Origin of the sequence: Georgenia phoenicis (genome assembly GCF_047302425.1) — a bacterium.
Classification (GTDB): Bacteria; Actinomycetota; Actinomycetes; order Actinomycetales; family Actinomycetaceae; genus Oceanitalea.
The window spans coordinates 1934150-1959538 of the sequence record NZ_CP154855.1 but is presented as its reverse complement, the minus strand read 5'-3'; the positions used below and the strand labels follow the sequence as shown (position 1 = coordinate 1959538).

General features: G+C 74.2%; 22 protein-coding genes. 9 read left to right on the top strand and 13 right to left on the bottom strand.

The features are described 5' to 3' along the window. Positions 1 to 61: 61 nt before the first annotated feature. Positions 62 to 916 carry a putative RNA methyltransferase gene (locus AA0005_RS09215; RefSeq protein ID WP_413449880.1) on the top strand — a complete coding sequence of 285 codons (855 nt, stop codon included), beginning with the start codon at positions 62 to 64 and terminating at the stop codon, positions 914 to 916. Positions 917 to 1052: 136 nt separating this feature from the next. On the opposite strand, the gene AA0005_RS09210 is transcribed toward AA0005_RS09215, so the two are convergent. Then, positions 1053 to 2306, bottom strand: coding sequence for a hypothetical protein (locus AA0005_RS09210; protein ID WP_413449879.1), 1254 nt, complete (start codon positions 2304 to 2306; stop codon positions 1053 to 1055). Between the two features lie 90 nt (positions 2307 to 2396). Here AA0005_RS09210 and AA0005_RS09205 point away from each other — a divergent pair, with 90 nt between their 5' ends. From AA0005_RS09205 to AA0005_RS09195, 3 genes are all read left to right on the top strand, one after another. Continuing rightward, positions 2397 to 2972, top strand: a complete 576-nt coding sequence (locus AA0005_RS09205; RefSeq protein WP_413449878.1) for a DUF3000 domain-containing protein — start codon at positions 2397 to 2399, stop codon at positions 2970 to 2972. A gap of 81 nt (positions 2973 to 3053) precedes the next feature. Further along, positions 3054 to 4283, top strand: a complete 1230-nt coding sequence (locus AA0005_RS09200) for an HRDC domain-containing protein (RefSeq protein ID WP_413449877.1) — start codon at positions 3054 to 3056, stop codon at positions 4281 to 4283. Positions 4284 to 4354: 71 nt separating this feature from the next. After that, a complete protein-coding gene (locus AA0005_RS09195; RefSeq protein WP_413449876.1) occupies positions 4355 to 6424 on the top strand; it encodes a 3-hydroxyacyl-CoA dehydrogenase NAD-binding domain-containing protein in 2070 nt (689 codons plus the stop codon). A 13-nt stretch (positions 6425 to 6437) separates the two neighbouring features. Here AA0005_RS09195 and pflA read toward each other — a convergent pair whose 3' ends face one another. The 3 genes from pflA to dxs form a co-directional block, all read right to left on the bottom strand. Beyond that, complete coding sequence (gene pflA / locus AA0005_RS09190; protein WP_413453079.1) at positions 6438 to 7202, bottom strand: pyruvate formate-lyase-activating protein; 765 nt, start codon at positions 7200 to 7202, stop codon at positions 6438 to 6440. 200 nt (positions 7203 to 7402) lie between these two features. After that, the gene (pflB, locus tag AA0005_RS09185; protein ID WP_413449875.1) at positions 7403 to 9664 is read right to left on the bottom strand and encodes a formate C-acetyltransferase; all 2262 of its coding nucleotides are present in this window, start codon (positions 9662 to 9664) and stop codon (positions 7403 to 7405) included. Positions 9665 to 9802: 138 nt separating this feature from the next. Further along, positions 9803 to 11734, bottom strand: a complete 1932-nt coding sequence (gene dxs / locus AA0005_RS09180) for a 1-deoxy-D-xylulose-5-phosphate synthase (RefSeq protein WP_413449874.1) — start codon at positions 11732 to 11734, stop codon at positions 9803 to 9805. A 287-nt stretch (positions 11735 to 12021) separates the two neighbouring features. Here dxs and AA0005_RS09175 point away from each other — a divergent pair, with 287 nt between their 5' ends. Beyond that, on the top strand, positions 12022 to 12612 hold the full coding sequence (locus AA0005_RS09175) for a DinB family protein (protein ID WP_413449873.1): 591 nt from the start codon (positions 12022 to 12024) through the stop codon (positions 12610 to 12612). A gap of 166 nt (positions 12613 to 12778) precedes the next feature. On the opposite strand, the gene AA0005_RS09170 is transcribed toward AA0005_RS09175, so the two are convergent. The 3 genes from AA0005_RS09170 to AA0005_RS09160 form a co-directional block, all read right to left on the bottom strand. After that, entirely contained in the window at positions 12779 to 15601 is a 2823-nt protein-coding gene (locus AA0005_RS09170; protein WP_413449872.1) for an aconitate hydratase, read from the bottom strand. Positions 15602 to 15757: 156 nt separating this feature from the next. Then, complete coding sequence (locus AA0005_RS09165; RefSeq protein ID WP_413449871.1) at positions 15758 to 17053, bottom strand: class I SAM-dependent RNA methyltransferase; 1296 nt, start codon at positions 17051 to 17053, stop codon at positions 15758 to 15760. A gap of 4 nt (positions 17054 to 17057) precedes the next feature. Next, entirely contained in the window at positions 17058 to 18692 is a 1635-nt protein-coding gene (locus AA0005_RS09160) for a hypothetical protein (RefSeq protein ID WP_413449870.1), read from the bottom strand. A 54-nt stretch (positions 18693 to 18746) separates the two neighbouring features. Between AA0005_RS09160 and AA0005_RS09155 the strand changes: the two genes are divergently transcribed. Together AA0005_RS09155 and AA0005_RS09150 are read left to right on the top strand one after the other, a co-directional pair. Next, complete coding sequence (locus AA0005_RS09155) at positions 18747 to 19400, top strand: potassium channel family protein (RefSeq protein WP_413453078.1); 654 nt, start codon at positions 18747 to 18749, stop codon at positions 19398 to 19400. Continuing rightward, positions 19400 to 20074 (top strand): potassium channel family protein, encoded by a 675-nt coding sequence (locus AA0005_RS09150; RefSeq protein ID WP_413449869.1) that lies wholly within the window; start codon positions 19400 to 19402, stop codon positions 20072 to 20074. The genes AA0005_RS09155 and AA0005_RS09150 overlap by 1 nt, the downstream gene beginning before the upstream one ends. On the opposite strand, the gene AA0005_RS09145 is transcribed toward AA0005_RS09150, so the two are convergent. The 4 genes from AA0005_RS09145 to dut are packed head-to-tail and all read right to left on the bottom strand — an operon-like array spanning position 20010 to position 22186. Then, positions 20010 to 20729: a DUF3159 domain-containing protein gene (locus tag AA0005_RS09145; RefSeq protein WP_413449868.1), complete on the bottom strand. Its 720-nt coding sequence runs from the start codon at positions 20727 to 20729 to the stop codon at positions 20010 to 20012. The genes AA0005_RS09150 and AA0005_RS09145 overlap by 65 nt on opposite strands. Further along, a complete protein-coding gene (locus AA0005_RS09140; RefSeq protein ID WP_413449867.1) occupies positions 20726 to 21001 on the bottom strand; it encodes a DNA-binding protein in 276 nt (91 codons plus the stop codon). Before AA0005_RS09140 ends, AA0005_RS09145 begins: the two co-directional genes overlap by 4 nt. 4 nt (positions 21002 to 21005) lie before the next feature. After that, entirely contained in the window at positions 21006 to 21713 is a 708-nt protein-coding gene (locus AA0005_RS09135; RefSeq protein ID WP_413449866.1) for a DUF3710 domain-containing protein, read from the bottom strand. Continuing rightward, positions 21713 to 22186, bottom strand: coding sequence for a dUTP diphosphatase (dut, locus tag AA0005_RS09130; RefSeq protein WP_413449865.1), 474 nt, complete (start codon positions 22184 to 22186; stop codon positions 21713 to 21715). Before dut ends, AA0005_RS09135 begins: the two co-directional genes overlap by 1 nt. A 78-nt stretch (positions 22187 to 22264) precedes the next feature. Between dut and AA0005_RS09125 the strand changes: the two genes are divergently transcribed. Then, positions 22265 to 22774: a DUF3093 domain-containing protein gene (locus AA0005_RS09125; protein WP_413449864.1), complete on the top strand. Its 510-nt coding sequence runs from the start codon at positions 22265 to 22267 to the stop codon at positions 22772 to 22774. On the opposite strand, the gene AA0005_RS09120 is transcribed toward AA0005_RS09125, so the two are convergent. Together AA0005_RS09120 and AA0005_RS09115 are read right to left on the bottom strand one after the other, a co-directional pair. Further along, positions 22729 to 23028: a DUF4193 domain-containing protein gene (locus AA0005_RS09120; protein ID WP_110850981.1), complete on the bottom strand. Its 300-nt coding sequence runs from the start codon at positions 23026 to 23028 to the stop codon at positions 22729 to 22731. The genes AA0005_RS09125 and AA0005_RS09120 overlap by 46 nt on opposite strands. A gap of 232 nt (positions 23029 to 23260) precedes the next feature. Next, positions 23261 to 24061 carry an inositol monophosphatase family protein gene (locus AA0005_RS09115; protein WP_413449863.1) on the bottom strand — a complete coding sequence of 267 codons (801 nt, stop codon included), beginning with the start codon at positions 24059 to 24061 and terminating at the stop codon, positions 23261 to 23263. 157 nt (positions 24062 to 24218) lie between these two features. Here AA0005_RS09115 and sepH point away from each other — a divergent pair, with 157 nt between their 5' ends. After that, the gene (gene sepH / locus AA0005_RS09110; RefSeq protein ID WP_413449862.1) at positions 24219 to 25304 is read left to right on the top strand and encodes a septation protein SepH; all 1086 of its coding nucleotides are present in this window, start codon (positions 24219 to 24221) and stop codon (positions 25302 to 25304) included. The last annotated feature ends 85 nt before the right edge of the window (positions 25305 to 25389 follow it).

The window sequence follows — 25389 nt, the reverse complement described above, 5'->3', positions numbered from 1 at the left end:
CGGCGAAGGGGGTGGTGGTTGGGCGGTCGGGGCTGGAGTCGCGCGTAGGGTGGCGGGCGACATGGAGACCCCGCGCATCGACCTCGTCCTGCCGCAGCTGCGCTGCCCGGTCTGCGCGGCCGCGCTCGAGCGGGCCGGCCGTACGGTGCGCTGCGCCGCGGGCCACGGCTTCGACCTCGCCCGGCAGGGCTACCTCACGCTGCTGGGCGGCGGCAGCCGGGCCGGCCAGGGCGACACCGCGGACATGGTCGCCGCCCGCAACGCCTTCCTCGGGCGGGGCCACTACGCGCCGATCGCCGCCGCCCTCGCCGAGGCGGTCGCCCTGACGATCGACGACGACGGCGGGACACCCCTCGTCCTCGACCTCGCCGGCGGCACCGGCTACTACCTCGCCACGGTGCTGGACGCCGTGCCGGCCGCCGTCGGGCTCGACGTCGAGCTCTCCCCCTACGCCGCCCGCCGCGCCGCGCGCGCCCACGAGCGGCTCGCCGCCGTCCGCGCCGACGTGTGGCAGCGCCTCCCCCTGGCCACCGGCTCGGCCGCCGCCGTCCTCAGCGTCTTCGGACCGCGCAACGCCCCCGAGATCGCGCGGGTCCTCGCGCCGGAGGGGCGGCTCGTCGTCGTCGCTCCCGCCCAGGACCACCTGGCCGAGATCATCGGCCCGCTGGGGATGATCGGCGTCGCGCCGGACAAGGCGGAACGCCTCGCCCGCCAGCTGAGCGACTTCGCCGTCGTCGACGAGCGGGCCGTGCGCTACCGCGCCGCGATGACCCGCGAGGACGTGAGGCTCGAGGCCCTCATGGGTCCGAGCGCCCACCACGTCGAGCGGCAGGCGCTGGAGGACGCCGTCGCCGCCCTCCCCGAGCCCGTCGACGTCACCGTATCGGTCACCGTGACCTCCTACCGCGCTGCCTGAACCCGCCCGAGCGCTTAGGTGTGGAGCTGCGCACCGCTGAGGTCCACAAGTCCACACCTAAGCCTGCGCACTCATCGGGGCCCGGAGGAATCCAGCTCTCAGCGGAAGGGGGCGGGCCGGTGAGGAGGGGACGTGGTCAGAGGCCGGTGGGTGTGGGCTCCGGGTAGTGCGCCTTGAAGTCGCGGACAAGGTTGACCGTGGACGCGGCGCGGTAGAAGCCGCGGCGCGGGTCGCGGTCGAGCGGGTAGGCCAGCGGGTGCGTGAAGCGGCGCGTCCGGCTGATCCGGCCCACCCGGCGGCGCAGCTCCGGGTCGGTGAGGTAGCGGCGCACGAGCCGCCACGGCAGGTAGGAGTAGACCCCCACCTCCTGCTCGGGCCGGTACAGCGGCCCGGTGGGCGGGGCGACACCGAGCTCGGCCGCGTGGTCGGCGACGACGGCGCGGGCCGGGTTCCGGCCGGCGACGTTGAGGTAGTAGTTCGGCCGCCCGATGCGCGGGTTGAGGTCGAGGAAGTGGGCGCGTCCGTCGCGCGGGTCGACCTTGACGTCGAAGTTCGCGAAGCCGGTGAAGCCGAGCTCGCCGAGGATGGCCGCGGCCTGCGCCTCGATCTCCGGCTGCGCCTCGGTGAGGATCGTCGCGGAGTTGCCGATCATCGTCGGGGCGTGCAGCTGGAGCAGCAGCTGACCGGAGGCCATGAGCGTGACCTCCCCGGAGCGGTCGACGTAGCAGGTGACGGTGCGGCCCTGGGTGTCGTCACCGGGGATGAGCTCCTGGACGAGCACGACGTCACGCAGCCCCGCCGCAGCGAGGCGGCGCAGGACGGCGTCGGCCTCCTCCTGCGTGGCAGCGCTGTACACCTTGCGTTTGCCCTCGTAGGACAGCAGGAGGTGCTCGGCGCTGACCGCGGGCTTGAGCACGACGGGGAAGGTGAGGTCGAGGCGCGGCGGCGCCCACCCGCCGTCGTCGGCTGCCGAGAGGTCGACGGCGCGGGTCGCGGGCGTCGCGATCCCGAGCCTCTCGCAGGCGGCGGCGAGCACCTCCTTGTCCCCCGCGGCGGTGAGCACCTCGTTGGCGGCGTAGGGGACGACGAAGTGCTCCTCAAGGACGGCGCGGTGGCGCACGAGCATCTCGACCTCGTGCTCGGCGTTGACGACGAGCAGCAGCGGGGTGCCGGCGTTCCGGCCCGCGAGGTCGACGAGGGCCGCGACCGTCTGCTCCTCGCTCGCCCCCGCCCCGACGAGGACGTTGTCGATGATGCGCGAGTGGTCGACCGGCCCGCGCAGCTGGTTGGACACGACGAACGAGCGGACGCCGTAGGCCTCGTGGAAGGAGCGGGCGATCGAGTAGACACCGAGGTCGGTGCCGAGCAGGACCGGGCGGAAGTCGGCCACGTGCGCTCCTCCTGGGTGGGCGTCGGGGGCGCGGCGAGTCTACCGGCGCGCCACGGCCCCGTTCGGGGCGCGCCGCCCTAGCCTGGGGGCGTGAACAGCGACGGTGCGCAGGTTCCGCCCGCATTCGAGGAGGCGCTCCTCAGTCTGCGCGGACACCGCCAGCGGCCCGAGGTCCGCCTGGAGGAGGTGCCCGCGCCCACACGCATCGCCCCGTACGCGCTCGCGCTCACCGCCGAGGTCAACCCCACGGCGGAGCCCGAGACCCTCCTGGGCAGCGGCCGCTTCGTCGTCCTCCACGACCCCGAGGGCCAGAGCGCGTGGAACGGCACCTTCCGGGTCATCGTCATGGCCCGGGCCCGCCTGGAGCCCGAGCTGGGCGCCGACCCGATGCTCGGGGAGGTCGGCTGGGCCTGGCTCACCGACGCCCTCGGCTCCGCCGGGGCGGGCTACCACTCCCTGTCCGGGACGGTCACCCGCGTGCTCTCGGAGAGCTTCGGCGGGCTCGTCCTGCGCGACCAGGACGTCGAGATCGAGGTCCGCGCCTCCTGGTCGCCCAACACCACCGACCTCGGCCCCCACCTCATGGCCTGGACCCAGCTGACCTCCTCCGCCGCCGGCCTCGAGCCGCTGCCCGACGGCGTCACGGCCCTCACCCCGCGCCGCTGAGCCGAGCGGCGTTCGTCACGCTCGGCCGCCCAGCAGCGCGCCTGCGGGGCCGAGCGGCCGCGCCGGGCTTACCGTGACCCCATGACCGAGCCCGTCGACACCGAGATGCCTCCGCTCGTGCCCGTGACCGAGCCGCGCGAGGGCACCCCGCCCGTCGTCACGACGCGCGACGGGCTGGAGCGCGCCGCCCGGGCGCTGGCGGCGGGCAGCGGCCCGGTGGCCGCCGACGCCGAGCGGGCCTCCGGCTACCGCTACGGCCAGCGCACCTACCTCGTCCAGCTGCGCCGCGAGGGCGCCGGGACGATCCTCATCGACCCCATCGCCGTCGGCGAGCTGAGCGTCATCGACGCCGCGCTGGAGGGCACCGAGTGGGTCCTCCACGCCGCCAACCAGGACCTGCCCGGCTTCCACGACCTCCAGATGTACCCCGCCCGACTCTTCGACACCGAGCTCGCGGCCCGCCTGCTCGGCCGCGCCAAGGTCGGGCTCGGCGCGATCATCGCCGAGGAGCTCGGCTACGCCCTGGCCAAGGAGCACTCCGCCGCCGACTGGTCCACCCGTCCGCTGCCCGAGGACTGGCTGCGCTACGCGGCGCTGGACGTCGAGTTCCTCGTCGAGCTGCGCGAGCGGCTGGGCGCCGCCCTCGAGGAGGCCGGCAAGCTCGAGTGGGCCATGCAGGAGTTCGAGGCCGTGCGCGTGGCACCGGACCCGGCCCCGCGTGTCGACCCGTGGCGGCGCACCTCCGGCATGCACGCCGTGCGCGGCGGCCAGGGGATCGCCGTCGTCCGCGAGCTGTGGCAGGCGCGTGACGAGCTCGCCCGCAAGCGCGACCGCTCCCCCGGCCGGGTGCTGCCCGACCGCGCGATCGTCGCCGCCGCGCTCGCCCTGCCGCGCAGCGAGCAGGCGCTCGTCGCGCTGCCCGAGTTCGCCGGCAAGGGCACCCGCCGATCGAGCGGCTACTGGTGGGCCGCCGTCGAGCGTGCGCTCGCGCTGCCCGCCTCCGAGCACCCGCCGCGCCGCCTCGCCGGCACGACCGGCACGCCCCCGCCCCCGCGCTCGTGGCCCGACAAGGACCCCGCGGCCGCCACCCGGCTCGACGCCGTGCGCACCGCCGTGCGGGCGCTCGCCGAGGAGCACGACGTGCCGCAGGAGAACCTCCTGTCCCCCGCCGTCCAGCGCCAGCTCGCGTGGACCCCGCCCAGCGTCGTCGACGCGACGTCGGTGCGCGAGGCGCTCGAGGAGCAGGGCGCCCGCCCGTGGCAGGTCGAGCTCACCCTCGACGCGCTGACCGCGGCGCTGCGCACCGCCTGAGCCCGGGAGGGAGACGCCGGGGAAGGTACCCGGTACTGTCGGTCGTCGGTACCCATCACGAGGGAGTGACGATGACACCCACCACGACGATCAGCGTCGAGAACGTCTCGCTGGCCACCGGCACGCTCGCCCTGGTCACCATGGCCGGCGCGGACGGCCGCCCCGCCACGCTGGGGCCGGAGAGCATTGCGGCCCTGGAGGAGGCGCTCGCCGCCTGCGCCAGGCGCGTGGACGACGGCGAGATCACCGCCGTCGCGCTCACCGGGACCGCGGGCTACTTCGCGGCGGGGGCCGACCTCCGCGCCGTCGGCTCGATGCAGCGGGTGGAGGACGCGCGCGCGGTGGCCGAGGCCGGCCACCGGATCGTCGCCACCCTGCGTGACCTGCCCTCGGTCGCGCTCGTCAACGGCCTCGCGCTCGGCGGCGGGCTCGAGCTCGCCCTCGCCTGCCGCTACCGCGTGGCGGCCGCCGACGCCGCACCGCTCGGCCTGCCCGAGACCTCCCTCGGCCTCGTGCCCGGGTGGGGCGGGTGCTACCTCCTGCCCCGGCTCGTCGGGCCCGAGGAGGCGCTGCGCGTCATCGTCGACAACCCCGCCCGGCAGCGCACGCTCACCGCCCAGCAGGCCCTCGACCTCGGCCTCGTCGACAGCGTCCAGCGCGGCGGCGACGACTTCCGCGACGGCGCGCTCGCCTGGGCCACCGAGGTGCTCTCCGGCGCGATCGAGCCGGTCCGCACCGACCACGCCGTCGACGCCGCCGCCTGGGAGCAGGCCGTCGAGGCCCGCCGCGAGCTCGCCGCCCGGCGCGCCGAGGGCGGTGCGCCCGCGCCGCAGCGCGCCCTCGAGCTCGTCGCCGCCGCCCGCACCGCCTCCCGCGAGGAGGGCTTCGCGGCCGAGGACCTCGCCCTCACCGAGCTCATCATGTCCGACCAGCTGCGCGCCGGTCTCTACGCCTTCGAGCTCACCCGCAGCCGGGCCCGCCGGCCCGTCGGCGCCCCCGCCGAGGACCTCGCCCGGCCGGTGCGGCGGGTCGGCCTGCTCGGCGCAGGGCTCATGGCCAGCCAGCTCGCGGCCCTCCTCGCCCGCACGCTGCGGGTGCCGGTCGTCATGCGCGACCTCGACGAGGACCGCGCCGCCGCCGGCCTGCGGCACGTCCACGAGCAGGTCGCCCGCCTCGAGCGCTCCGGCCGGCTCGACGAGACCCGCGCGGAGGAGCTGCGCGCGCGGGTCACCGCCACGGCCGACCTGTCCGAGCTCGCCGGCTGCGACCTCGTCGTCGAGGCCGTCTTCGAGGAGCTCGCCGTCAAGCAGCGGGTCTTCGCCGAGGTCGAGCCGGTCGTCGGCCCGGACTGCGTGCTCGCGACGAACACCTCCGCGCTCTCGGTCACCGAGATGGCCGCCGGGCTCGCCCACCCCGAGCGCGTCGTCGGGCTGCACTTCTTCAACCCGGTCGCCCAGATGCCGCTCGTCGAGGTCGTGCGCACCCCGCACACGTCCGACGCCGCCTACGCGACGGCCTTCGCCGTCGCCGCCGGGGCGCGCAAGACGGCGATCGCGTGCCAGGACGCGCCGGGCTTCGTCGTCAACCGGGTCCTCGTGCGGCTGCTCGGCGAGGTGCTCGGGGCGCTGGAGGAGGGCACGCCGGTGGCCGTCGCCGACCGTGCGCTGCGGCCCATGGGCCTGCCGATGGGGCCGTTCCAGCTCCTCCAGCTCGTCGGTCCGGCCGTCGCGATGCACGTCCTGGACGAGCTGCGCCGCACCCTCGGGGACCGCTACCCCCTATCCCCGGGGCTCGAGCGGATGGTGGCCGAGGGCGAGCGCTTCACCGTGGACGAGCGGCCCAGCGCCGCCTCGGCGGTCCGCGAGGACCTCGACCGGTTCTTCGGCTCCCGCCCACTCGACACGCCGCTCGACGCCGCCGGCGTGCTCGAGCGGGTCCGCCGTGCCCTCGCCCAGGAGGTCCGCCTCCTCCTCGACGACGGCGTCGTCGCCGACGTCCGCGACGTCGATCTCGCCATGGTCCTCGGCGCCGGCTGGCCCCTCCACAACGGCGGCATCACCCCCTACCTCGACCGCACGGGCACGGCGGAGGCGGTGACGGGAGCCCGGTTCCTCGAGCCGGGGGTGGCGAGCCTGCCGTGACCCGCCGTCGTCGTCAGTAGGTGGTGAGCCCGCGGGAGCGGAACTGCTCGCGCACCCGGTCGACGAGCTCGGCGGAGGGCGGCTCGGTGTCCTCGAGCTGGTAGGTCGCGCCCAGGCGCTCCCACTTGTCGCGGCCCATCTGGTGGAAGGGCAGCACCTCGACCCGGGCCACGGTGGCGAGGCTCGCGACGTAGTCGGCGGCGGCCTCGACGTTGTCGTACCCGTCGGTGAGCCCGGGGACGAGGACGAAGCGCACCCAGATCTCCTTGCCGTGCGCGACGAGCCTGCGCCCGAAGTCGAGCGTCGGCTGCAGCTCGCGTCCCGTCGTCGCCCGGTAGACGTCGGGCAGGCCGGACTTGACGTCGAGGAGGACGAGGTCGAGGGCGTCCAGCAGCCGGGTGCTCGCGTAGGAGCCGAGGAAGCCGGAGCTGTCGATGGTCGTGTGGACGCCCATCTCCTTGGCGCCCTCGAGGAGCCGGGTGAGGAAGGCGGGCTGCATGAGCGGCTCGCCGCCGGAGACGGTGAGGCCGCCGCCGGTGGCCTTGAAGACCGGGACGTAGCGCCTGACCCGGCGGAGCAGCTCCTCGACGCGCACGGCCTCGCCGTCGCGCATCCGCAGGGTGTCGGGGTTGTGGCAGTACAGGCAGCGCAGGGGGCAGCCGGCGAGGAAGACGGTGAGGCGCGTGCCGGGACCGTCGACAGCGGTGACGAGCTCCCACGAGTGCACCGAGCCGATGTCCCCGGCCCGGACGGCGGCGAGGTGCTCGCTGCGGCCCATCTCCTCGACGGAGGCGAGCCCGGCGGTGCCGGCCGAGCGCCGTAGCCGGGGCACGGCGTCCTCCGGGATCGCCACGTACTCGCCGTTGATGCCGTCGGGGGCGACGACGCCGCTGACGAGCGTCTGTTCCTGGCTCACGGGTCCCCTCCCCTGGCTCGGCGTGGTGGGCTCCCGGCCCCGTGGGGCCGGGAGCGGGACGGTCAGACCTGACCGTGGAAGGTACGCGAGATGACGTCGAGCTGCTGCTCGCGGGTCAGGCGGACGAAGTTCACCGCGTACCCGGAGACCCGGATGGTGAGCTGCGGGTACTTCTCCGGGTGCTCCATCGCGTCGTAGAGCGTGTCGCGGTTGAGGACGTTGACGTTCATGTGGAAGCCCTGGGAGCCCATGTAGGCGTCGAGGAGGCCGACGAGGTTGCCCACCTGCTCGTCCTTGGTGCGGCCCAGGCCCGAGGGGACCACCGTGTTCGTCAGCGAGATGCCGTCCTGCGCCTCGGAGTAGGGCAGCTTGGCCACCGACAGCGCCGAGGCGAGCATCCCGTGGGTGTCGCGCCCGTTCATCGGGTTGGCGCCCGGGGCGAAGGACTCGCCCGCCCGGCGGCCGTCGGGGGTGTTGCCCGTGTGCTTGCCGTAGACGACGTTCGAGGTGATGGTGAGCACCGACTGGGTGTGGACGGCGTTCCGGTAGGTCGGCTGGCGGCGGACCTTCTCCATGAAGCGCTCGACGAGCATGACGGCGATGTCGTCGACGCGGTCGTCGTCGTTGCCGAAGGTCGGGAAGTCGCCCTCGGTCTCGTAGTCGACGACGAGGCCGTCCTCGTTGCGCACCGGTCGCACCGTGGCGTACTTGATGGCCGACAGCGAGTCCGCCGCGACCGACAGGCCGGCGATGCCGCAGGCCATCGTCCGCAGGACGTCGCGGTCGTGGAGGGCCATCTCGAGGCGCTCGTAGGCGTACTTGTCGTGCATGTAGTGGATGCAGTTGAGCGCGTCGACGTAGGTGGCGGCCAGCCAGTCGAGCAGGGCGTCGTAGCGGCCCAGGACGTCGTCGTAGTCGAGGACGTCGCCGGTCACCGGCTCGGTGGCGGGGGCGACCTGCTTGCCGCTGATCTCGTCGCGGCCGCCGTTGATCGCGTAGAGCAGCGCCTTGGCGATGTTGACCCGCGCACCGAAGAACTGCATCTGCTTGCCGATGCCCATCGCGGAGACGCAGCACGCGATGCCGGCGTCGTCACCGCACTGGGAGCGGATGAGCGAGTCGGACTCGTACTGGATCGCCGAGGTGTCGATCGAGACCTGCGCGCAGAAGCGCTTGAAGCCCTCGGGCAGGTCCTCGCTCCACAGCACGGTGAGGTTCGGCTCCGGCGCCGGGCCGAGGTTGTACAGCGTCTGGAGCATCCGGAAGGAGTTCTTCGTCACGAGGTGGCGGCCGTCGTCGCCGATCCCGCCGATCGACTCGGTGACCCACGTCGGGTCGCCGGAGAAGAGCTCGTCGTACTCCGGGGTGCGCAGGAAGCGCACGATCCGCAGCTTGATGACGAAGTCGTCGATGATCTCCTGGGCCTCGGACTCGGTGAGGACGCCGGCGGCGATGTCCCGCTCGAGGAAGATGTCGAGGAAGGTCGAGGTGCGCCCCAGCGACATGGCCGCGCCGTTCTGCTCCTTGACCGCGCCGAGGTAGGCGAAGTACAGCCACTGGACGGCCTCGCGGCCGGTGCGCGCCGGGCCGGAGATGTCGTAGCCGTAGGAGGCGGCCATCTCCTTGAGCTCCTGCAGCGCGCGGATCTGCTCGCTGTTCTCCTCGCGGTCGCGGATGACGTCCTCGACGGACCGCTGCGCGTCGAGGAGTGCGCGGTCGGCCTTCTTCGCGGCGATGAGCGCGTCGACGCCGTAGAGCGCGACGCGGCGGTAGTCGCCGATGATGCGGCCGCGGCCGTAGGCGTCGGGCAGGCCGGTGACGATGTGGGCGCTGCGGGCCTTGCGCACGTCGGGCGGGTAGGCGTCGAAGACACCCTGGTTGTGGGTCTTGCGGTAGGTCGTGAAGATCGTCTCGAGCGTCGGGTCGACCTCGTAGCCGTAGGTCTCCAGCGAGGTGGCGACCATGCGCCAGCCGCCGTAAGGCATGATCGCGCGCTTGAGCGGGGCGTCGGTCTGCAGGCCGACGATGACCTCGCGGTCCTCGTCGATGTACCCGGGCGCGTGGGCGGTGATGGTCGACGGCGTCGTCGCGTCGACGTCGTACACGCCCTTCTCGCGCTCCTCGGGGAACATCGCCGTCAGGGTCTGCCACACGTGCGTCGTGCGCTCGGTGGGCCCGGCGAGGAACGAGCTGTCGCCGTCGTAGGCGGTGTAGTTGCGCTGGATGAAGTCGCGGACGTCGACGCTCTCCTGCCACGGGCCGGGGGCGAAGCCCTGCCAGGCCTCCGCGGTCTGCTGCTCCGTGTGGATGGTGGTCGTAGCCATTGCTGTCTCCCTCTCCTCCCCGGCGGTTGCCGGTAGGAACACCGTATGAAACGGGCGCGCCGCGGTCGTGGGACCTAGGCCCGAGTACCCACGTAAGCCCCCTCACACCACGTTAGCCAGGTGTGGCGGGGCACACCCTCAGGGCCGGGTCCCGGGCTCCACCGGGCGGCCGGCCGGCCGCTCCGCCGCGGCGGTGAGGGCAGCCACCGCTCCCGCCGCCTGGCGGGCGACGTCCTGCGCCTGCAGGTGGTAGGTCTCGACGATCTGCGGCCGGGTGGCGTGGTCGAGGAACTCGTGGGGCAGCCCGTGCGTCTGCACGGGCACGGCGTGGCCGGCCTGCGCGAGCGCGTCGCGCACGGCGCTGCCGACGCCGCCGGTGCCCAGCCCGTCCTCGACGACGACGACGAGGTCGTGCTTGGCGGCCAGGTCGAGGAGGTCCTCGCTCACCGGGAGCACCCAGCGGGGGTCGACGACGGTCGACCCGATCCCCTGCGCACCGAGCGCCTCCGCGGCGACGACGGCGGTGTGCGCCATGATCCCGACGCCGACGACGAGCACCCGCGGTCCGCCGTCGCCGGCGGTGCGGGCGAGGACGTCGACGTCGCCCTCGCGGCCGATCGCCGGCAGCGCCTCGGGCAGGGCGCCCTTGGGGTAGCGGACGACGGTGGGGGCGTCGTCGACCTCGACGGCCTCGCGCAGCTCGGCGCGCATCGTCTCCTCGTCGCGGGGCGCGGCGAGCCGCAGGCGCGGGACGGTGCGCAGGAGCGCGAGGTCCCACATGCCGTTGTGGCTCGCGCCGTCGTCGCCGGTGATGCCGGCGCGGTCGAGGACGATGGTGACGCCGGCCCGGTGGAGGGCGACGTCCATGAGGAGCTGGTCGTAGGCGCGGTTGAGGAACGTCGCGTAGAGCGCGACGACGGGGTGCAGCCCGGCGAAGGCCATGCCGGCCGCGGAGGTGAGGGCGTGCTGCTCGGCGATGCCGACGTCGATGACGCGCTCGGGGAACTCCTCGGCGAGCGGGGCGAGGCCCACGGGGGCGAGCATCGCGGCGGTGACGGCGACGACGTCGCTGCGCTTGCGGGCGATCTCGACGATCTCCTCGGCGAAGACCGACGTCCAGCCGAAGCGCGAGGGCGCGACGGGCAGGCCGGTCTCGGGGTGGATGACGCCGACGGCGTGGAAGCGGTCGGCGATGTCCTCCTCCGCGGGGGTGTACCCGCGGCCCTTCTCGGTGATCGCGTGGACGATGACGGGGCTGCCGAAGGCCTTGGCGCGGCGCAGCGCGAACTCCATCGCGGCGAGGTCGTGGCCGTCGACCGGGCCGATGTACTTCATGCCCAGGTCCTCGAACATGCCCTGGGGGGCGATGACGTCCTTGACGCCCTTCTTGAGGCCGTGGAGGGCGTCGTAGGTCATCCGCCCGGGCGGGCCGCTGCGCTGCAGGGCGCGCTTGCCCCAGCCGAGCACCTTCTCGTAGCCGCGCGCGGTGCGCAGCGCGTCGAGGTGGTGGGCGAAGCCGCCGATCGTCGGGGCGTAGGAACGGCCGTTGTCGTTGACGATGATGACGAGGCGGCGGTCCTGCGCCTCGGTGATGTTGTTGAGCGCCTCCCAGGCCATGCCGCCGGTGAGGGCGCCGTCACCGATGACGGCGACGACGTGGCGGTCGCGCTGGCCGGTGAGCTCGTGGGCGCGGGCGATGCCGTCGGCCCAGGACAGCGCGGTGGAGGCGTGGGAGTTCTCGACGATGTCGTGCTCGGACTCCGTGCGGCTGGGGTAGCCGGAGATCCCGCCGCGCTTGCGCAGGTCGCTGAAGTCCTGGCGCCCGGTGAGGAGCTTGTGGACGTAGGCCTGGTGGCCGGTGTCGAAGACGACGCGGTCGCGCGGGGACTCGAAGACTCGGTGGATGGCCAGGGTGAGCTCGACGACCCCGAGGTTGGGCCCGAGGTGCCCGCCGGTCCTGGAGACAGAGTCGACGAGGTAGTCCCGCAGCTCCTTGGCCAGGACCTCCAGCTCGGGGCTGGTCAGGGAGTGCAGGTCCGCGGGCCTGCGGATGCGTCCGAGCAGACTCATCGCTCCACTTCCAGATCGGTGACAGGACGTCGGTTCACCCTACGTCCCCGCGCCCGACTGCGCCCACTTCACCCCTTTCCCCGAGCGCGTTGTCGCCGACAGCACACTTACCGCCGACAGCACAGTTACCGCCGACAGCACAGTTACCGCCGGCAGCACACTTATCGCCGACAGCACAGTTACCGCCGGCAGCACAGTTACCGCCGGCCGACGACGGCACGCACACCCTTCCGACCTCCCGCCGTCGGGGTCTACGGTGTGCGCACCCCACACGAGGAGGCGCACCGATGCGAGCCGACTACGGCGCACCCGAGTTCGACTGGTCGATTCTCGAGGTGCCGACACCGAAGGCGATGGCGCTGGGACAGCTCGGCTTCTCCTGGCTTGAGCTCGCCGGCCGGCTCGCGACCGTCACCCAGGAGGAGTTCCTCCGGGAGCCGCGGCCCGGGGCGCTCAACGTCGTGCGCCGCGGTCAGGAGCGGACACCGCGCACGCTCGGCACCGGCGAGTGGGTGGCCGAGTGGCCCGAGGGGGCGGACGAACCGGGCCCGCGGACGATTGCCTGGCTCGTCGCCCACCTCACCGAGACCTACCTCGAGCGGTGGGAGTGGACCTTCGGTGAGCGGCAGCGGCGGCGGCAGGACGCCGTGGTCCACGGGGACGTCGACGACGCGCGCGAGGAGCTCGCCCGCTGGGTGGGCGCGTGGCGAGAGGGTGTCGAGTCTGTGCCCGACGACGAGATCATGACCGTAGGCCTGAGCCAGGCGACGGAGATCGACGCCGCGGCGCCGTTCGGGCACCTCGTGCTCCACCTCAACCGCGAGCTCATCCACCACGGTTCGGAGATCTTCGTCCTCACGGACCTCTACCGCACGTAATCCGTCTAGCTCGCGGCGGTAACTGCACTCTCGGCGGTAAGTGAGCTGTCGGCGGTAAGTGAGCTGTCGGCGGTGAGTGAGCTGTCGGCGGTAAGTGAGCTGTCGGCCGGGGGAAAGGGGACGGGCCCCGGTCCTCGACCGGGGCCCGTCACTCACCTGCAGCGGGTCAGGCAGCCTGCTTCGCGAGGCTGCGCAGCACGTACTGGAGGATGCCGCCGTTGCGGAAGTAGTCCGCCTCGCCGGGGGTGTCGATGCGCAGGACGGCGTCGAACTCGACCGTCTCGCCACCCTCCTTCTCGGCGGTCACCTTGACCGTGCGGGGCGTGCGGCCCTCGTTGAGCTCGGTGACGCCGGAGATCGAGAAGGTCTCGGTGCCGTCCAGGCCCAGGGAGTCCGCGTTCTCGCCCTGCGGGAACTGCAGCGGCAGGACGCCCATGCCGATGAGGTTGGAGCGGTGGATGCGCTCGAAGCTCTCGGCGATGACGGCCTTGATGCCGAGGAGCGTCGTGCCCTTGGCGGCCCAGTCGCGCGAGGACCCGGAACCGTACTCCTTGCCACCGAGGACGACGAGCGGGACGCCGGCCTCCTGGTAGGCCATCGACGCGTCGAAGATCGACTCCTGCTCCCCCGTGAGGAAGTTCTTCGTGAAGCCGCCCTCGACGCCGTCGAGCAGCTGGTTGCGCAGCCGGATGTTGGCGAAGGTGCCGCGGATCATGACCTCGTGGTTGCCGCGGCGCGAGCCGTAGGAGTTGAAGTCCTTGCGGGCCACCCCGTGCTCGGCGAGGTACTTGCCGGCGGGGCTGTCGGGCTTGATCGCGCCGGCCGGAGAGATGTGGTCGGTGGTGACCGAGTCGCCCAGCTTGGCCAGCACCCGCGCGCCGGAGATGTCGGTGACGGGCTCCGGCTCGGCGGTCATGCCCTCGAAGTACGGGGGCTTCTGGACGTAGGTCGAGTCCGGGTCCCAGGCGAAGGTGTCACCCTCCGGCGTGGGGATCTCGCGCCAGCGCTCGTCGCCGGCGAAGACGTCGGCGTAGTCCTCCTCGAACATCTCCTGGCTCACCGAGCTGGCGATGACGGCGTCGATCTCGGCCGGGCTGGGCCAGATGTCGCGCAGGTAGACGGCGTTGCCGTCCTTGTCCTGCCCGAGCGGCTCGGTCTCGAAGTCGAAGTCCATCGTCCCGGCCAGGCCGTAGGCGACGACGAGCGGCGGGGAGGCGAGGTAGTTCATCTTCGCGTCCGGGTTGATCCGGCCCTCGAAGTTGCGGTTGCCCGACAGCACCGAGGCGACGGCGAGGTCGTTGTCGTTGACCGCCGCGGAGATCTCCTCCGGCAGCGGGCCGGAGTTGCCGATACACGTCGTGCAGCCGTAGCCGACGAGGTGGTAGCCCAGCTGCTCGAGGTAGGGCCAGAGGCCCGCCTTGTCGTAGTAGTTCGTCACGACCTGCGATCCGGGGGCCATCGAGGTCTTGACCCAGGGCTTGGTCTCCAGGCCCTTCTCCACCGCCTTCTTGGCCAGCAGGGCGGCGCCCAGCATGACGGAGGGGTTGGAGGTGTTCGTGCACGAGGTGATCGCCGCGATGACGACGGCGCCGTGGTCGAGCTCGACCTCGGTGCCGCTCTCGAGAGTCACCCGCACCGGGTTGCTCGGGCGCTCGTAGCCGGCGGGCGGGGCGGCGGAGTGGACCGGGCGGCCCTGGTCGGAGGAGGTGTCGGTGGCGTCGAGGGTCGTCGGGTCGGACGCCGGGAAGGTGTCCATGAGCTCCTTGTCGAGCTCGCTCTTGTCGATCGAGTTGCCGTTGACGACGTAGTTCTTGATGTCGGCGCGCCACTGCTCCTTGGCACTGCTCAGCGCGATACGGTCCTGCGGACGCTTCGGGCCGGCGATCGAGGGCACGACCGTGGACAGGTCGAGCTCGACGTACTCGGAGTACTCGACCTCGCGCGAGGCGTCGTGCCACAGGCCCTGGGCCTTGGCGTAGGCCTCGACGAGCTGGACCTGCGCCTCGTCCCGGCCGGTGAGGCGCAGGTAGTCGAGGGTGACGTCGTCGACCGGGAAGATCGAGACGGTGGAGCCGAACTCGGGGCTCATGTTGCCGATGGTGGCGCGGTTGGCGAGCGGCACCGCGGCGACGCCCTCGCCGTAGAACTCGACGAACTTGCCGACGACGCCGTGGTCGCGCAGCTTCTCGGTGATCGTCAGGACGACGTCGGTGGCGGTCGCGCCGTCGGGGATCTCGCCGGTGAGCTTGAAGCCCACGACCCGCGGGATGAGCATGCTGATCGGCTGGCCGAGCATCGCGGCCTCGGCCTCGATGCCGCCGACGCCCCAGCCGAGCACGCCCAGGCCGTTGACCATCGGGGTGTGGGAGTCGGTGCCCACGCAGCTGTCGGGGTAGGCGACGGTGCGCCCGTCGACCTCGCGCGTCATCACGGTGCGCGCCAGGTACTCGACGTTGACCTGGTGGACGATGCCGGTGCCCGGGGGCACGACCTTGAAGTCGTCGAAGGCGGTCTGGCCCCAGCGCAGGAACTGGTAGCGCTCACCGTTGCGCTCGTACTCGAGCTCGACGTTGCGGGCGAAGGCCTGCGCGTTGCCGAAGACGTCGACGACGACGGAGTGGTCGATGACGAGCTCGGCGGGCGCGAGCGGGTTGATCTTGGTCGGGTCGCCGCCGAGGTCGGCCATCGCCTCACGCATGGTGGCGAGGTCGACGATGCAGGGCACGCCGGTGAAGTCCTGCATGACCACGCGGGCGGGGGTGAACTGGATCTCGGTGTCGGGGTCCGCCTTGGGGTCCCACGACGCGAGGGCGCGCACGTGGTCGGCGGTGACGTTGGCGCCGTCCTCGGTGCGCAGGAGGTTCTCGGCGAGGATCTTGAGGCTGTAGGGCAGCCGCTCGAGCCCCTCGACCGCGTCCAGGCGGTAGATCTCGTAGTCCTGCTCGCCCACCGTGAGGGTGGAGCGGGCTCCAAAGCTGTCGACGCTCACATCTGCTCCTTGCCGCTTCGCTGCTGCGTTCGTTTGGCTGTCGGTCATCGTCCCACGCGGGCGGCGGACGTCGCAGCGGCAGCCACCCACAAGTTATCTCGACATCAAGATACTTTGTCGGCCGGGTGAAGTCACGCCGAACGGGCGGCGCGTCGCTCAGCCCGCGCGCGGCTCGAGCACCGCCACGCACTCGACGTGGTGGGTGTGCGGGAACAGGTCGTAACCGGTGAGGGCGGTGACGTCGTAGCCGTGGTCGACGGCGGTGCGCAGGTCGCGCGCCAGCGCCGCCGGGTCGCAGGCGACGTAGACGATGCGGCGGGGCGCCAGCTCCGTCAGCGCTGTCATCACCGCGGTCCCCGCGCCCGAGCGGGGCGGGTCGAGGACGACGGCGTCGACGCCGCTGCCCAGCGCCTCCACCACCTCGGCGGAGACCCCGGCCGCGTGGAGCGTGGCCTGCGGCGTGTCGTGCAGGTTGCGGCGCGCGTCCTTGACGGCGCGGTCGTTGACCTCGACGGCGTCCACGCGGCCCGTCTCCCCCACGGCCCGCGCGAGCGGGACGGTGAACAGGCCGGCGCCGGAGTACAGGTCGGCGACGCGCTGCCCCGGCTCGGGGCGGACGGCGGCGAGGACCGCGTCCACGAGCGCGGCCGGCGCGTCGCGGTGCACCTGCCAGAACCCGGTCGCGTCCACCCGGTAGGCGAGCTCGCCGACGGCGGTGCTCACCCGCTCCCGGACGGCCACGCGAGCGGGCGCGGCGCTCCCCCGACGCCCGCGGCGGGGTGCGCGGCGGGGCGCCAGCGAGCCGGCAGGGTCGGCGAGGTCGACGGGGCGGCCGCCGGCGAGGACGACGACGGGCCCGTCGCTCGGGGCGACGACGTCGAGCCGGGTGCCGGGCGGCACGCCGTCCCAGCGCCCGGGTGCGAAGAGCCCGGCCTCGGCGATCGCGGGCACGGCGAGCGGCATCTGCTCGAGCGGCACGACGTCGTGGGTCCGGTGGCGGTACATACCCGGCCGGGAGGCGGCGTCGAGGACGAGGTCGATGCGGGTGCGGGTGCCCAGCCCCTCGCGGGCGTCGTCGTCGCCGAGCGGCTCGACGACGATCGGGCCGAGGTGCTCGAGCTCGAGGTGGCCGATGCGGCGCAGCGTGTCCCGCACGACCTCCGCCTTCCAGCGGCGCTGGGCCGCGAGCGCCAGGTGGGCGAGCTCTCCCCCGCCGACCCCGCCGGGCCCGGCCTCGGGCCATCGGCTGGGGACGCGGTCCGGGGAGGCCTCGTGGACGGCGACGGCGTCCCCGCGCCAGAACTTCCGGCCCTCGCCGGCCTCGGTGAGCCGCACGTCGACGACCTCGCCGGGTGCGGTGTGGCGCACGAAGACGACGCGGCCCTCGACGCGGGCCACGCAGTGGCCGCCGTGGGCGGGCGGGCCGACGGTGACCCCGGTCAGGACGTCCATGTGCTCAGCTCTCCTCGGTGGGCCAGGGGACGGTGCTGACGACGGTGCCGGGCAGGGCGAGCAGCCGCGTGCGCAGCCGCTGCGGCCCGCTGCCGAGCAGCAGCCGGCGCCACCAGCGCCTGGCGGTGGTCTCGGGCAGGTAGACGACGGCGAGCCCGTCGGGCTCGGCGCGCCGGGCCGCGGCGACGTGCGCGACGACCCCGGCGCCGGCGTCCCCGGGCGGGGCGGCGAGCTCGACGAGCGGGACCGGCAGGTCGAGCGCGGCCCACTGGCGGCGCAGCGCCACGGCGGCGTCCTCGTCACGCGGCACCGTCAGCGCCTCGACCGAGGTGGCCCGCATCGCCCGGGCGTAGCCGACGGCCCGCACGGCGGGCCGGTCGAGCTCGGGGACGACGACGAAGGCGCGCACGGTGGTGGGCAGCGGCCGGTCCTGGGCCACATGCTCCAGGGCCAGGCGCGCGCGCAGCTCGCGGTCGTGTCGGCTCACACCCCACATCATCGCCGACGCCGCCGCGACGGCGACGAGCGCGGGCCAGCCCCGGGGCACGGCGAGGAGCAGCAGGACGGCGGCGAGGACCGCGCCGACCCCGGTGAGCGCCCGGGCGCGGCGGGCGGCGCGGCGGGGCGAGGGCCGGTAGAGGATCTCGAGGCGGCGGCGCCACTCCCGCCGCCCCGCGTGCAGGGCGAGCGCGGTGAGCAGCAGGACGGCGACGGCGTAGCACGCGACGAGCCGCCCGGGCTGACCGCCCGCGAGGAGCACGACGACGAGCGCCGCGACCGCCACGGCGGTGCTGAGCCGGCGGCCCGCCGCGCCGGCGGGCCAGCTCCGGCTCGCGAGCCAGCTCCCGGGCGGCCGCGGCAGCCCGGACAGCGCGCTCGCGCCGGCGGCGAGCAGCCCGCCCGCGAGGAGCACCGCGACCACGGCGGCCGCACCGTCACCAAGGCCCCCGCTCACCGCGGCCAGCGGGTCGAGGGCCGCGCCGGACAGGACGAGGAGCGCCGCGACGCCCAGCGCGGCCACGCCGGTGCGCGGCACGCCGCGCCGCCGCGAGACGAGCAGCGCCGGCTGGAGCACCACGCCGGTGAGGGCCAGCGCCCCGCCCACGGCGAGCACCTGCGCGGCCAGCGAATGGTCCGCGCCGGCGGGCCGGCCGGGCACCGCACCACCGACCACCGCCGCGGCGACGACGGCGGCGAGGACGACGGCCGCGAGCACGCCGAGCGCGGCCGTCACCCGCCGTCGGGCACCGTGCACGACCGTGAGGCGCAGGACGAGGGCCAGGGCGACGAGGACGGCGGCGAGGACGGGAGCGGGAAGGGCGAGACCGGCGGCGGTGAGCAGCTGGGCGGAGGTGGCCGCCGCAGCGGCGAGGAGCAGGACGCGCTCGACGAGCAGCGCGGGGGCGCGCACCCCGTCCGCTCCCCGCGGGGCGTCCTCGGGCAGTTGCGAGAGGGCGAGGACGAGCACGCCGAGGCAGCCGAGCGCACCGAGCGCGGCCCACCGCCCGCCGTCGCCGACGACGCCGGCGGCCGCGGGCGCGGCGAGCAGGACGAGCGCCGCGGACGGCGCGGGATGACGGGACCGGCCGCGGGGCCGGGCGAGCAGTGCCCGGTGGAAGGCCGCGGGGTCGGGGGTCACGGGGACTCATGCTAGGCCTGCGCGCGGTAGCGTGCCGACGTGCACTTCGTCATCATGGGCTGCGGCCGGGTGGGCTCGACCCTCGCCGTCCAGCTCGAGGAGCAGGGCCACTCGGTGGCCGTCCTCGACCAGAACCCCGACGCCTTCCGGCGCCTGCCGGACGAGTTCTCCGGCCAGCGCGTCACCGGACTCGGCTTCGACCGCGACGCCCTCTCGCAGACCGGGATCGAGGACGCCTTCGGCTTCGCGGCCGTCTCGAGCGGCGACAACTCCAACGTGCTGGCCGCCCGGGTGGCGCGCGAGACCTTCGGGGTGGCCAACGTCGTCGCCCGGATCTACGACCCTCGGCGCGCGGAGGTCTACGAGCGCCTGGGCATCCCGACGGTCGCGACCGTGCGGTGGACCGCGAACCAGGTGCTGCGGCGGCTGCTGCCGACCGGCGGCACGGCCGACTACCGCGACGCGTCGGGCCGGGTGTCCCTCGTCCAGCTCGACGTCCACAGCAGCTGGGTGGGCCGTCCGCTCACCGAGCTCGAGCTGGCCTCGGGGGCGCGGGCGGCGTTCCTCACCCGCCGGGGCTCGGGTGTGCTGCCCGACGCCGGGACCGTCCTGCAGGACGGGGACCTGCTCCACGTCCTCGCCCTCACCGACGCCGTCGAGCAGGTCCAGCGGGTCCTGTCCGCTCCCCCGCGCGAGGAGGAGGTCTGATGCGCGTCGTCATCGCCGGGGCCGGCAGCGTGGGCCGGTCCATCGCCCGGGAGCTGCTCTCGCACGGGCACTCGGTCACGCTGGTCGACCGTCAGCCGGCCGCCATGCGCATCGCCTCGGTGGCCGACGCCGAGTGGCAGCTCGCCGACGCCTGCGAGATCTCCAGCCTCGCCGAGGCCGGTGTCGCCTCCTGCGACGTCGTCGTCGCCGCGACGGGTGACGACAAGGCCAACCTCGTCGTCTCGCTCCTGTCGAAGACGGAGTTCGGGGTGCCGCGCGTCGTCGCGCGGGTCAACAACCCGAAGAACGAGTGGATGTTCGACGCCGCGTGGGGCGTGGACGTCCAGGTCTCCACGCCGCGGATCATGACGGCGCTCGTCGAGGAGGCCGTGTCCGTCGGCGACCTCGTGCGGATCTTCTCCTTCCACGGCTCGGGCACGAGCATGCACGAGGTGACGCTCGCGCCGGGCTCCGCCGTCGCCGGCCGCACGGTGCGCGACGTCGACTGGGGGCCGGGCTGCATCCTCTCGGTGATCATCCGCTCCGGGGAGCCCGTGCCGCCGGACCCGGACGAGCGCATCGTCGCCGGGGACCGGCTCGTCCTCGTGCTCAGTGAGCGGGCTGACCCGGCCGCGCTGCAGCGTCTGGTCGCTCCCGCACCAGCAGCCACGTGAACCACAGCGACAGCGCCCACAGCGGCACGCCCATGACGAGCCGGGCGGTGCCGAGCCACGCCGTCGACGCGTCGAGGTAGAGCGGGAGCTGGACGGCGAGGCGGGCGACGAAGAGCCCGATCCACAGCCAGGTGACGGCCGTGTAGCGGCGCAGCCGCGCGCGCTGCGCCGGGTCGGTGCGCCAGGCGAAGCCCTCCTGGCGCAGCAGGGCGACGACGACACCGACGAGCGGCCAGCGCACGAGCACGCTGACGAGCAGGGCGACGGCGTAGGCGGCGTTGGTCCACAGGCCGAAGGCGAAGTAGTCCTGCGCCTCACCCGAGCGCCACGCCCACACGACACCGATGACGACGCCGAGGACGCCGCCGAGGGCCTGGGTCACCGGCGTGCCGCCCACGAGCCGCGCGACGACGAGGACGACGGCGACGGCGAGGGAGGCGACGAGCGGCGGGAGCAGCTCCTGGCCCGCGACGAGGTAGACGACGACGAAGACGAGCCCGGGGGCGACCGACTCGACGAGGCCGCGCACCCCGCCGATCGCGTCGGCGAAGGAGAAGTCCTCCCCCGCGAGTTGGCTCATCCGCGAGCGGGTGACCGCCTCGGCGACGGCGTCGGGCGCGGTCTCCGCGCCCGGGTCGGTGGGGCCGGTGGTCATGAGTCCTCCCGGAGCAGCCGGTAGGCCGGGTTGAAGATGATCGGGCGCACCCCGCCGCGGTGGACGACGCCCTCCGCGACGAGACGCCGGCCGGGTGCGATGCCGGGGATCTCACGGCGGCCGAGCCACACGAGGTCGACCTCGGTGCTGCCGTCGCTGAGCCGCCCCACGAGCCCGACCGGCGTGCCGGAGGGGCGGTAGGTGACGGCGACGAGCACGCCGTCGACGCGGGTACGCCGGCGGGCGGGGGCCTCGGCGAGGGACTGGCTCACGGCCTCAGCGGATCTCGGTGATCTCCGGCCCGCGCTCGAGCGGGTCGAAGGACGTCGTCGGGGTCTCCTCCGCCGTCGTGGCGGCGGCGGCCTTGCCGGGCATGCGCAGGACGAGGACGTCGCGGGGCGGGCGGGCCTCCTGACCGCGGACGACGACGGTGTCGGCGAAGAGCTCCTCGAGCTCGGCGGCGGCGTCGGGGTCGACGGCGGCCCGGCCGCTGAGGACGCCGCGGAGGAACCAGCGCGGCCCGTCGACGCCGATGAAGCGCGCGGGACGGTGGCCCATGCGCCCGTCCTGGGTGGTGACGGGGAGGCGGGCGAGGATCTCGCGGCCGAAGGGGCCGTCGACCTCGTCGGCCGTGCCGCCCTGCTTCTCGACCGACGTGACGATCTCCGGGCGCAGCTCGTCCCACAGGCCACCCGAGCGCGGCGCGGCGAAGGCCTGCACCTGGAGCGAGGAGCCGGAGACGGTGAGCCCGGCGGCGACCACCTGGCGCGTGCGCTTGTCCATCTCCATCCGGACCTTGAGGCCGGGGCGGGCCGGCACCCGCAGCGCACCGAGGTCGAGCCGCTGGCCGAGCTCGGGGACGTCACCGACGTCCCAGGGGCCGCGACCCTCGGGCGCTGCAGGGGTCGGCTCGTCCTGCGTGTCCTCCGCGGCGGCCTCGACCGCCGGGTCCTGCTCCTTGCGACGTCGTGAGAAGAGCCCCATCAGTTCCTGCCTCCCGCTCCGGCGCTGCTCCAGCCGCCCGTTGACCCCAGTCCCCCGGCGCCGCGTGCCGACCCGGGCAGGTCCTCGACCTCGGTGAAGCGGGCCTGCGCGACGCGCTGCACGACGAGCTGCGCCACGCGGTCGCCGCGCGCGATCCGCACCGTCTCCCGGAGGTCGGTGTTGAGGAGGATCACCTTGATCTCACCGCGGAACCCAGCGTCCACGGTACCCGGAGCGTTGACCACCGTGACACCGTGGCGGGCGGCCAGCCCCGAGCGCGGGTGGACGAAGGCCGCCCACCCCTCGGGCAGCGCGATGGCGACCCCGGTCGCGACGACGGCGCGCTCACCGGGCCCGAGCTCGACGTCGTGCCGGGCGTGGAGGTCGGCCCCGGCGTCACCGGGGTGGGCGTAAGACGGGCTGGGCAGGTCCGGGTCCAGCCGCTGCAGCGGGACGTCGACGTAGTCACTCACGCCCGCGACTGTACTGACCCCTCCCCCGTCCCCAAACTCCTGTCCGCCTCCCCGGCGGCCGAGTGGGAGAGTTGTCCCGTGGACACCGTCATCTTCTCCGAGCGGCTGCGCCCGCGCGCCGTCAACCTCCTGCTCGGCGCCCTGGCCGGCGCCGCCGTCGGGGCCCTCGTGTGGCCCTTCAGCGCGACTGCCGGCTACGTCGTCGGGGCGGTGGCGGCCCTCGCCGTCGTCGTCGGCCTGATCCTCACGTCGCCACGCGTCGTCGTCGAGCTCGGCGACGAGGAGCTGGGCACGGGACCGGTGCTCCACGCCGCGAACGCACGAATCGGCGTCGTGCACCTCGGGGAGACCGAGGTGCTCGACGCCGATGCGATGGTTGCGGCCATGGGTCCGGGGGCCGACGCCCGCGCCTTCCTCTGCCACCGCCCGTGGGTCCGGCAGGGGGTGCGCGTGGCCGTCGTCGACCCGCGGGACCCGACGCCCTACTGGCTCGTGGCCAGCCGGCGTCCTACCGAGCTGGCCGCGGCCCTGGGACGGGCTGGTCAGGCAGCGCACTCCGAGCAGACGAGCTGGCCGCCGTCCTCGTAGGCGAGCTGGCTGCGGTGGTGGACGAGGAAGCACCGCGAGCAGGTGAACTCGTCGGCCTGGCGCGGGAGCACCCGCACCGACAGCTCCTCGTTACTGAGGTCGGCTCCGGGCAGCTCGAAGCCCTCGGCGGCCTCCGCCTCGTCCTCGTCGACCGAGGGCGAGCTCTTCTCGGCCCGGCGGGCCTTGAGCTCCTCGATCGAGTCCTCGGAGAGGTCCTCCTCGTTCTTGCGAGGCGCGTCGTAGTCGGTCGCCATGTAGACGTCACGCTCCGGTTCGTCTTAGTCGTGTCAGGGGCACGGCACGCGTGCCGTACCTCAGGAACGTCGAGGCTCCCTCGTTGTTCCCGCGGCACCCGGATTGTGCACCATCGGGTGCCCCGGCGTCGCGGTCGCAGGCGCGCGAAGGGCTTAGTTTCCGCAGTGTTCCGGGCTTTGTCGAGTGGAAACGTCCCGGCGGTGTGACAGGAATCTCCCGGGCCGCCCGCCCTCAGCCGAGCGCGGGCCGCACGACGGCGAGCAGCTCCTCCACGAGCGGGGCCGGTCCGCCGACGGTCACGCCCTCGACGCCGTCGCCCACGCGCTCGACGACGCCGCCCGCCTCGGTGACGACGAGGGCGCCGGCCGCCATGTCCCACGGGTTGAGGTAGCGCTCGTAGAAGACGTCGAGGGCGCCGGAGGCGACGAGGCACAGGTCCATGGCCGCCGACCCGAGCCGGCGGATGTCGCGCACCCGGGGAAGCACGGCCGTGAGCACCTGCGCCTGGCCGGCGCGGCGCTCGGCGGTGTAGGCGAAGCCGGTGCCCACGAGCGAGGTGGCCAGCTCCGGCGGGGTGCCGATGGTGATCCGCTCGCCCTCGGCGTAGGCGCCCGCACCACGGGCGGCGCTCCACGTCTGCCCAGTGGCGGGGGCGTGCACGGCGCCGGCGAGCAGCTCCCAGGAAAAGGGGTCCTCCCCCTCGGCGCGGGCCACAGCGATGCTCACCGAGTAGCCCGGCAGGCCGTAGACGAAGTTCGTCGTACCGTCGATGGGGTCGACGATCCACACGAGCCCGGACGAGCCGGCCTGCCAGCCCTCCTCCTCGCCCAGGACGCCGTCGTCGGGGCGCAGCTCGGCGAGGCGGCGGCGGATGAGCGACTCGGCGGCCTGGTCCACCTCGGTGACGAGGTCGACGCCGCTGCTCTTGGTGGCCGCGACCGTGACCGAGCCGCCCAGGGCGGCACGGACGAGGTCACCCGCCTCCCGGGCGATGCTCTCGGCGGTGCGCATGAGCTCGGTGGTCTCCGTCATGGCGTCCTTCCTCCGGCCGTGCCACGCCGGGGGAGGTCCCCGGCCGAGCGGCCGCACGGGTCCATGCTGGCAGGGCCCTGGCGAACACACCGGCCGGAATCCGGCATCCGGGCCGGGAGCGGTGGCACCCTCGACTCATACCTCGAAGGGGGACGACATGCTAGAGCTCGAACTCGTCGGGCTGCACAGCGACGGCGAGCACCTCACGCTCGCCGGACCGGACGGCCAGCGCTACCGCCTGCTGGTCGACGACGCGCTGCGTGCCGCCGTCCGGCGCGACCGGCCCCAGCTCGAGCAGATCCGTGCCGGCGCGGGACTGCGGCCCAAGGAGATCCAGGCGCGCATCCGCGCCGGGGCCACGGCCGTGGAGGTCGCCGAGGCGGCCGGGCTGCCCGTCGAGCACGTGCAGCGCTACGAGGGCCCGGTCCTGGCCGAGCGCAGCTGGGTCGTCGAGCAGGCGCGGCGCTTCACCGTCGGCCGGGCCGAGGACTCCCCGCCGCTCGGTGACCTCGTCCTCGACCGCCTGGCCACGCGCGGCGTGCGCGCCCCGGAGATCGAGTGGGACGCGGTGCGCGCACCGGACCGCTCCTGGGAGCTCATCGCGCGGTTCACCGCCGGGGACAAGCACCGCGAGGCGCGCTGGGAGGTCGACATGACCGCCCGCACCACCCACGCCCTGGACGACGAGGGCCGCTGGCTCTCGGAGACCGAAGTCGCCCCCGCCACCCCCTCCCGCCGGCACCTCGCGCCCGTGCGGCTCTACGACGTCGAGGCCGACGGCGACCTCGGCCCGGCCCTCGCGGCCGTCGACGCCGACCTCACCGACGCCGAACCCGAGGAGGACCTCGGCTTCGGGGACCTGCCGGCCGCGAGCACCGACGACCTCCTCGCCGAGCTGCGCGCCACGCGCGGTACCCGCCCCGAGCTCGAGCCGGTCGAGGAGGACGAGGACTGGGGTCTGCCTCCCGCCGCGCACCCGCCGGCCTCGCGCCTGCACGAGGCGGTCGACGCCGAGGTGCTGCCGATGCCGCGCGACGCCCGCCCGGCCGAGCCGGCGCCCGAGGCGCCCACCGCCGAGCCCGAGCCCGAGCCCGCCCAGCCGCAGGGTGCCGGGGCGCGCCGCGCCTCCCAGGGCGCCGGCCGGGAGGCCGAGCCGAAGGAGCCCAAGCGCCGCTCCAGCCGCGGCCGCCGCGCGAGCGTGCCGAGCTGGGACGAGATCGTCTTCGGCGCCAAGCCCGAGTAGCCCAGCCGCGCACCCCTCGCCGCCGTTCGCCGAGAGCCGAATGCTGCCTGGCGAAATCCGGCTGTCAGCGCCGGAAGGGGATGGG

Excerpts from the sequence above, each read along its gene's own strand:
- AA0005_RS09135 (WP_413449866.1), bottom strand. The coding sequence starts at position 21,713 with ATGGGGCTCTTCTCACGACGTCGCAAGGAGCAGGACCCGGCGGTCGAG.
- AA0005_RS09165 (WP_413449871.1), bottom strand. The coding sequence starts at position 17,053 with ATGGACGTCCTGACCGGGGTCACCGTCGGCCCGCCCGCCCACGGCGGC.
- AA0005_RS09155 (WP_413453078.1), top strand. The coding sequence starts at position 18,747 with ATGGGCTGCGGCCGGGTGGGCTCGACCCTCGCCGTCCAGCTCGAGGAG.
- AA0005_RS09145 (WP_413449868.1), bottom strand. The coding sequence starts at position 20,729 with ATGACCACCGGCCCCACCGACCCGGGCGCGGAGACCGCGCCCGACGCC.
- AA0005_RS09150 (WP_413449869.1), top strand. The coding sequence starts at position 19,400 with ATGCGCGTCGTCATCGCCGGGGCCGGCAGCGTGGGCCGGTCCATCGCC.
- pflB (WP_413449875.1), bottom strand. The coding sequence starts at position 9,664 with ATGGCTACGACCACCATCCACACGGAGCAGCAGACCGCGGAGGCCTGG.
- AA0005_RS09195 (WP_413449876.1), top strand. The coding sequence starts at position 4,355 with ATGACACCCACCACGACGATCAGCGTCGAGAACGTCTCGCTGGCCACC.
- AA0005_RS09215 (WP_413449880.1), top strand. The coding sequence starts at position 62 with ATGGAGACCCCGCGCATCGACCTCGTCCTGCCGCAGCTGCGCTGCCCG.
- pflA (WP_413453079.1), bottom strand. The coding sequence starts at position 7,202 with ATGGGCCGCAGCGAGCACCTCGCCGCCGTCCGGGCCGGGGACATCGGC.
- sepH (WP_413449862.1), top strand. The coding sequence starts at position 24,219 with ATGCTAGAGCTCGAACTCGTCGGGCTGCACAGCGACGGCGAGCACCTC.
- AA0005_RS09120 (WP_110850981.1), bottom strand. The coding sequence starts at position 23,028 with ATGGCGACCGACTACGACGCGCCTCGCAAGAACGAGGAGGACCTCTCC.
- dxs (WP_413449874.1), bottom strand. The coding sequence starts at position 11,734 with ATGAGTCTGCTCGGACGCATCCGCAGGCCCGCGGACCTGCACTCCCTG.
- AA0005_RS09175 (WP_413449873.1), top strand. The coding sequence starts at position 12,022 with ATGCGAGCCGACTACGGCGCACCCGAGTTCGACTGGTCGATTCTCGAG.
- AA0005_RS09200 (WP_413449877.1), top strand. The coding sequence starts at position 3,054 with ATGACCGAGCCCGTCGACACCGAGATGCCTCCGCTCGTGCCCGTGACC.
- AA0005_RS09115 (WP_413449863.1), bottom strand. The coding sequence starts at position 24,061 with ATGACGGAGACCACCGAGCTCATGCGCACCGCCGAGAGCATCGCCCGG.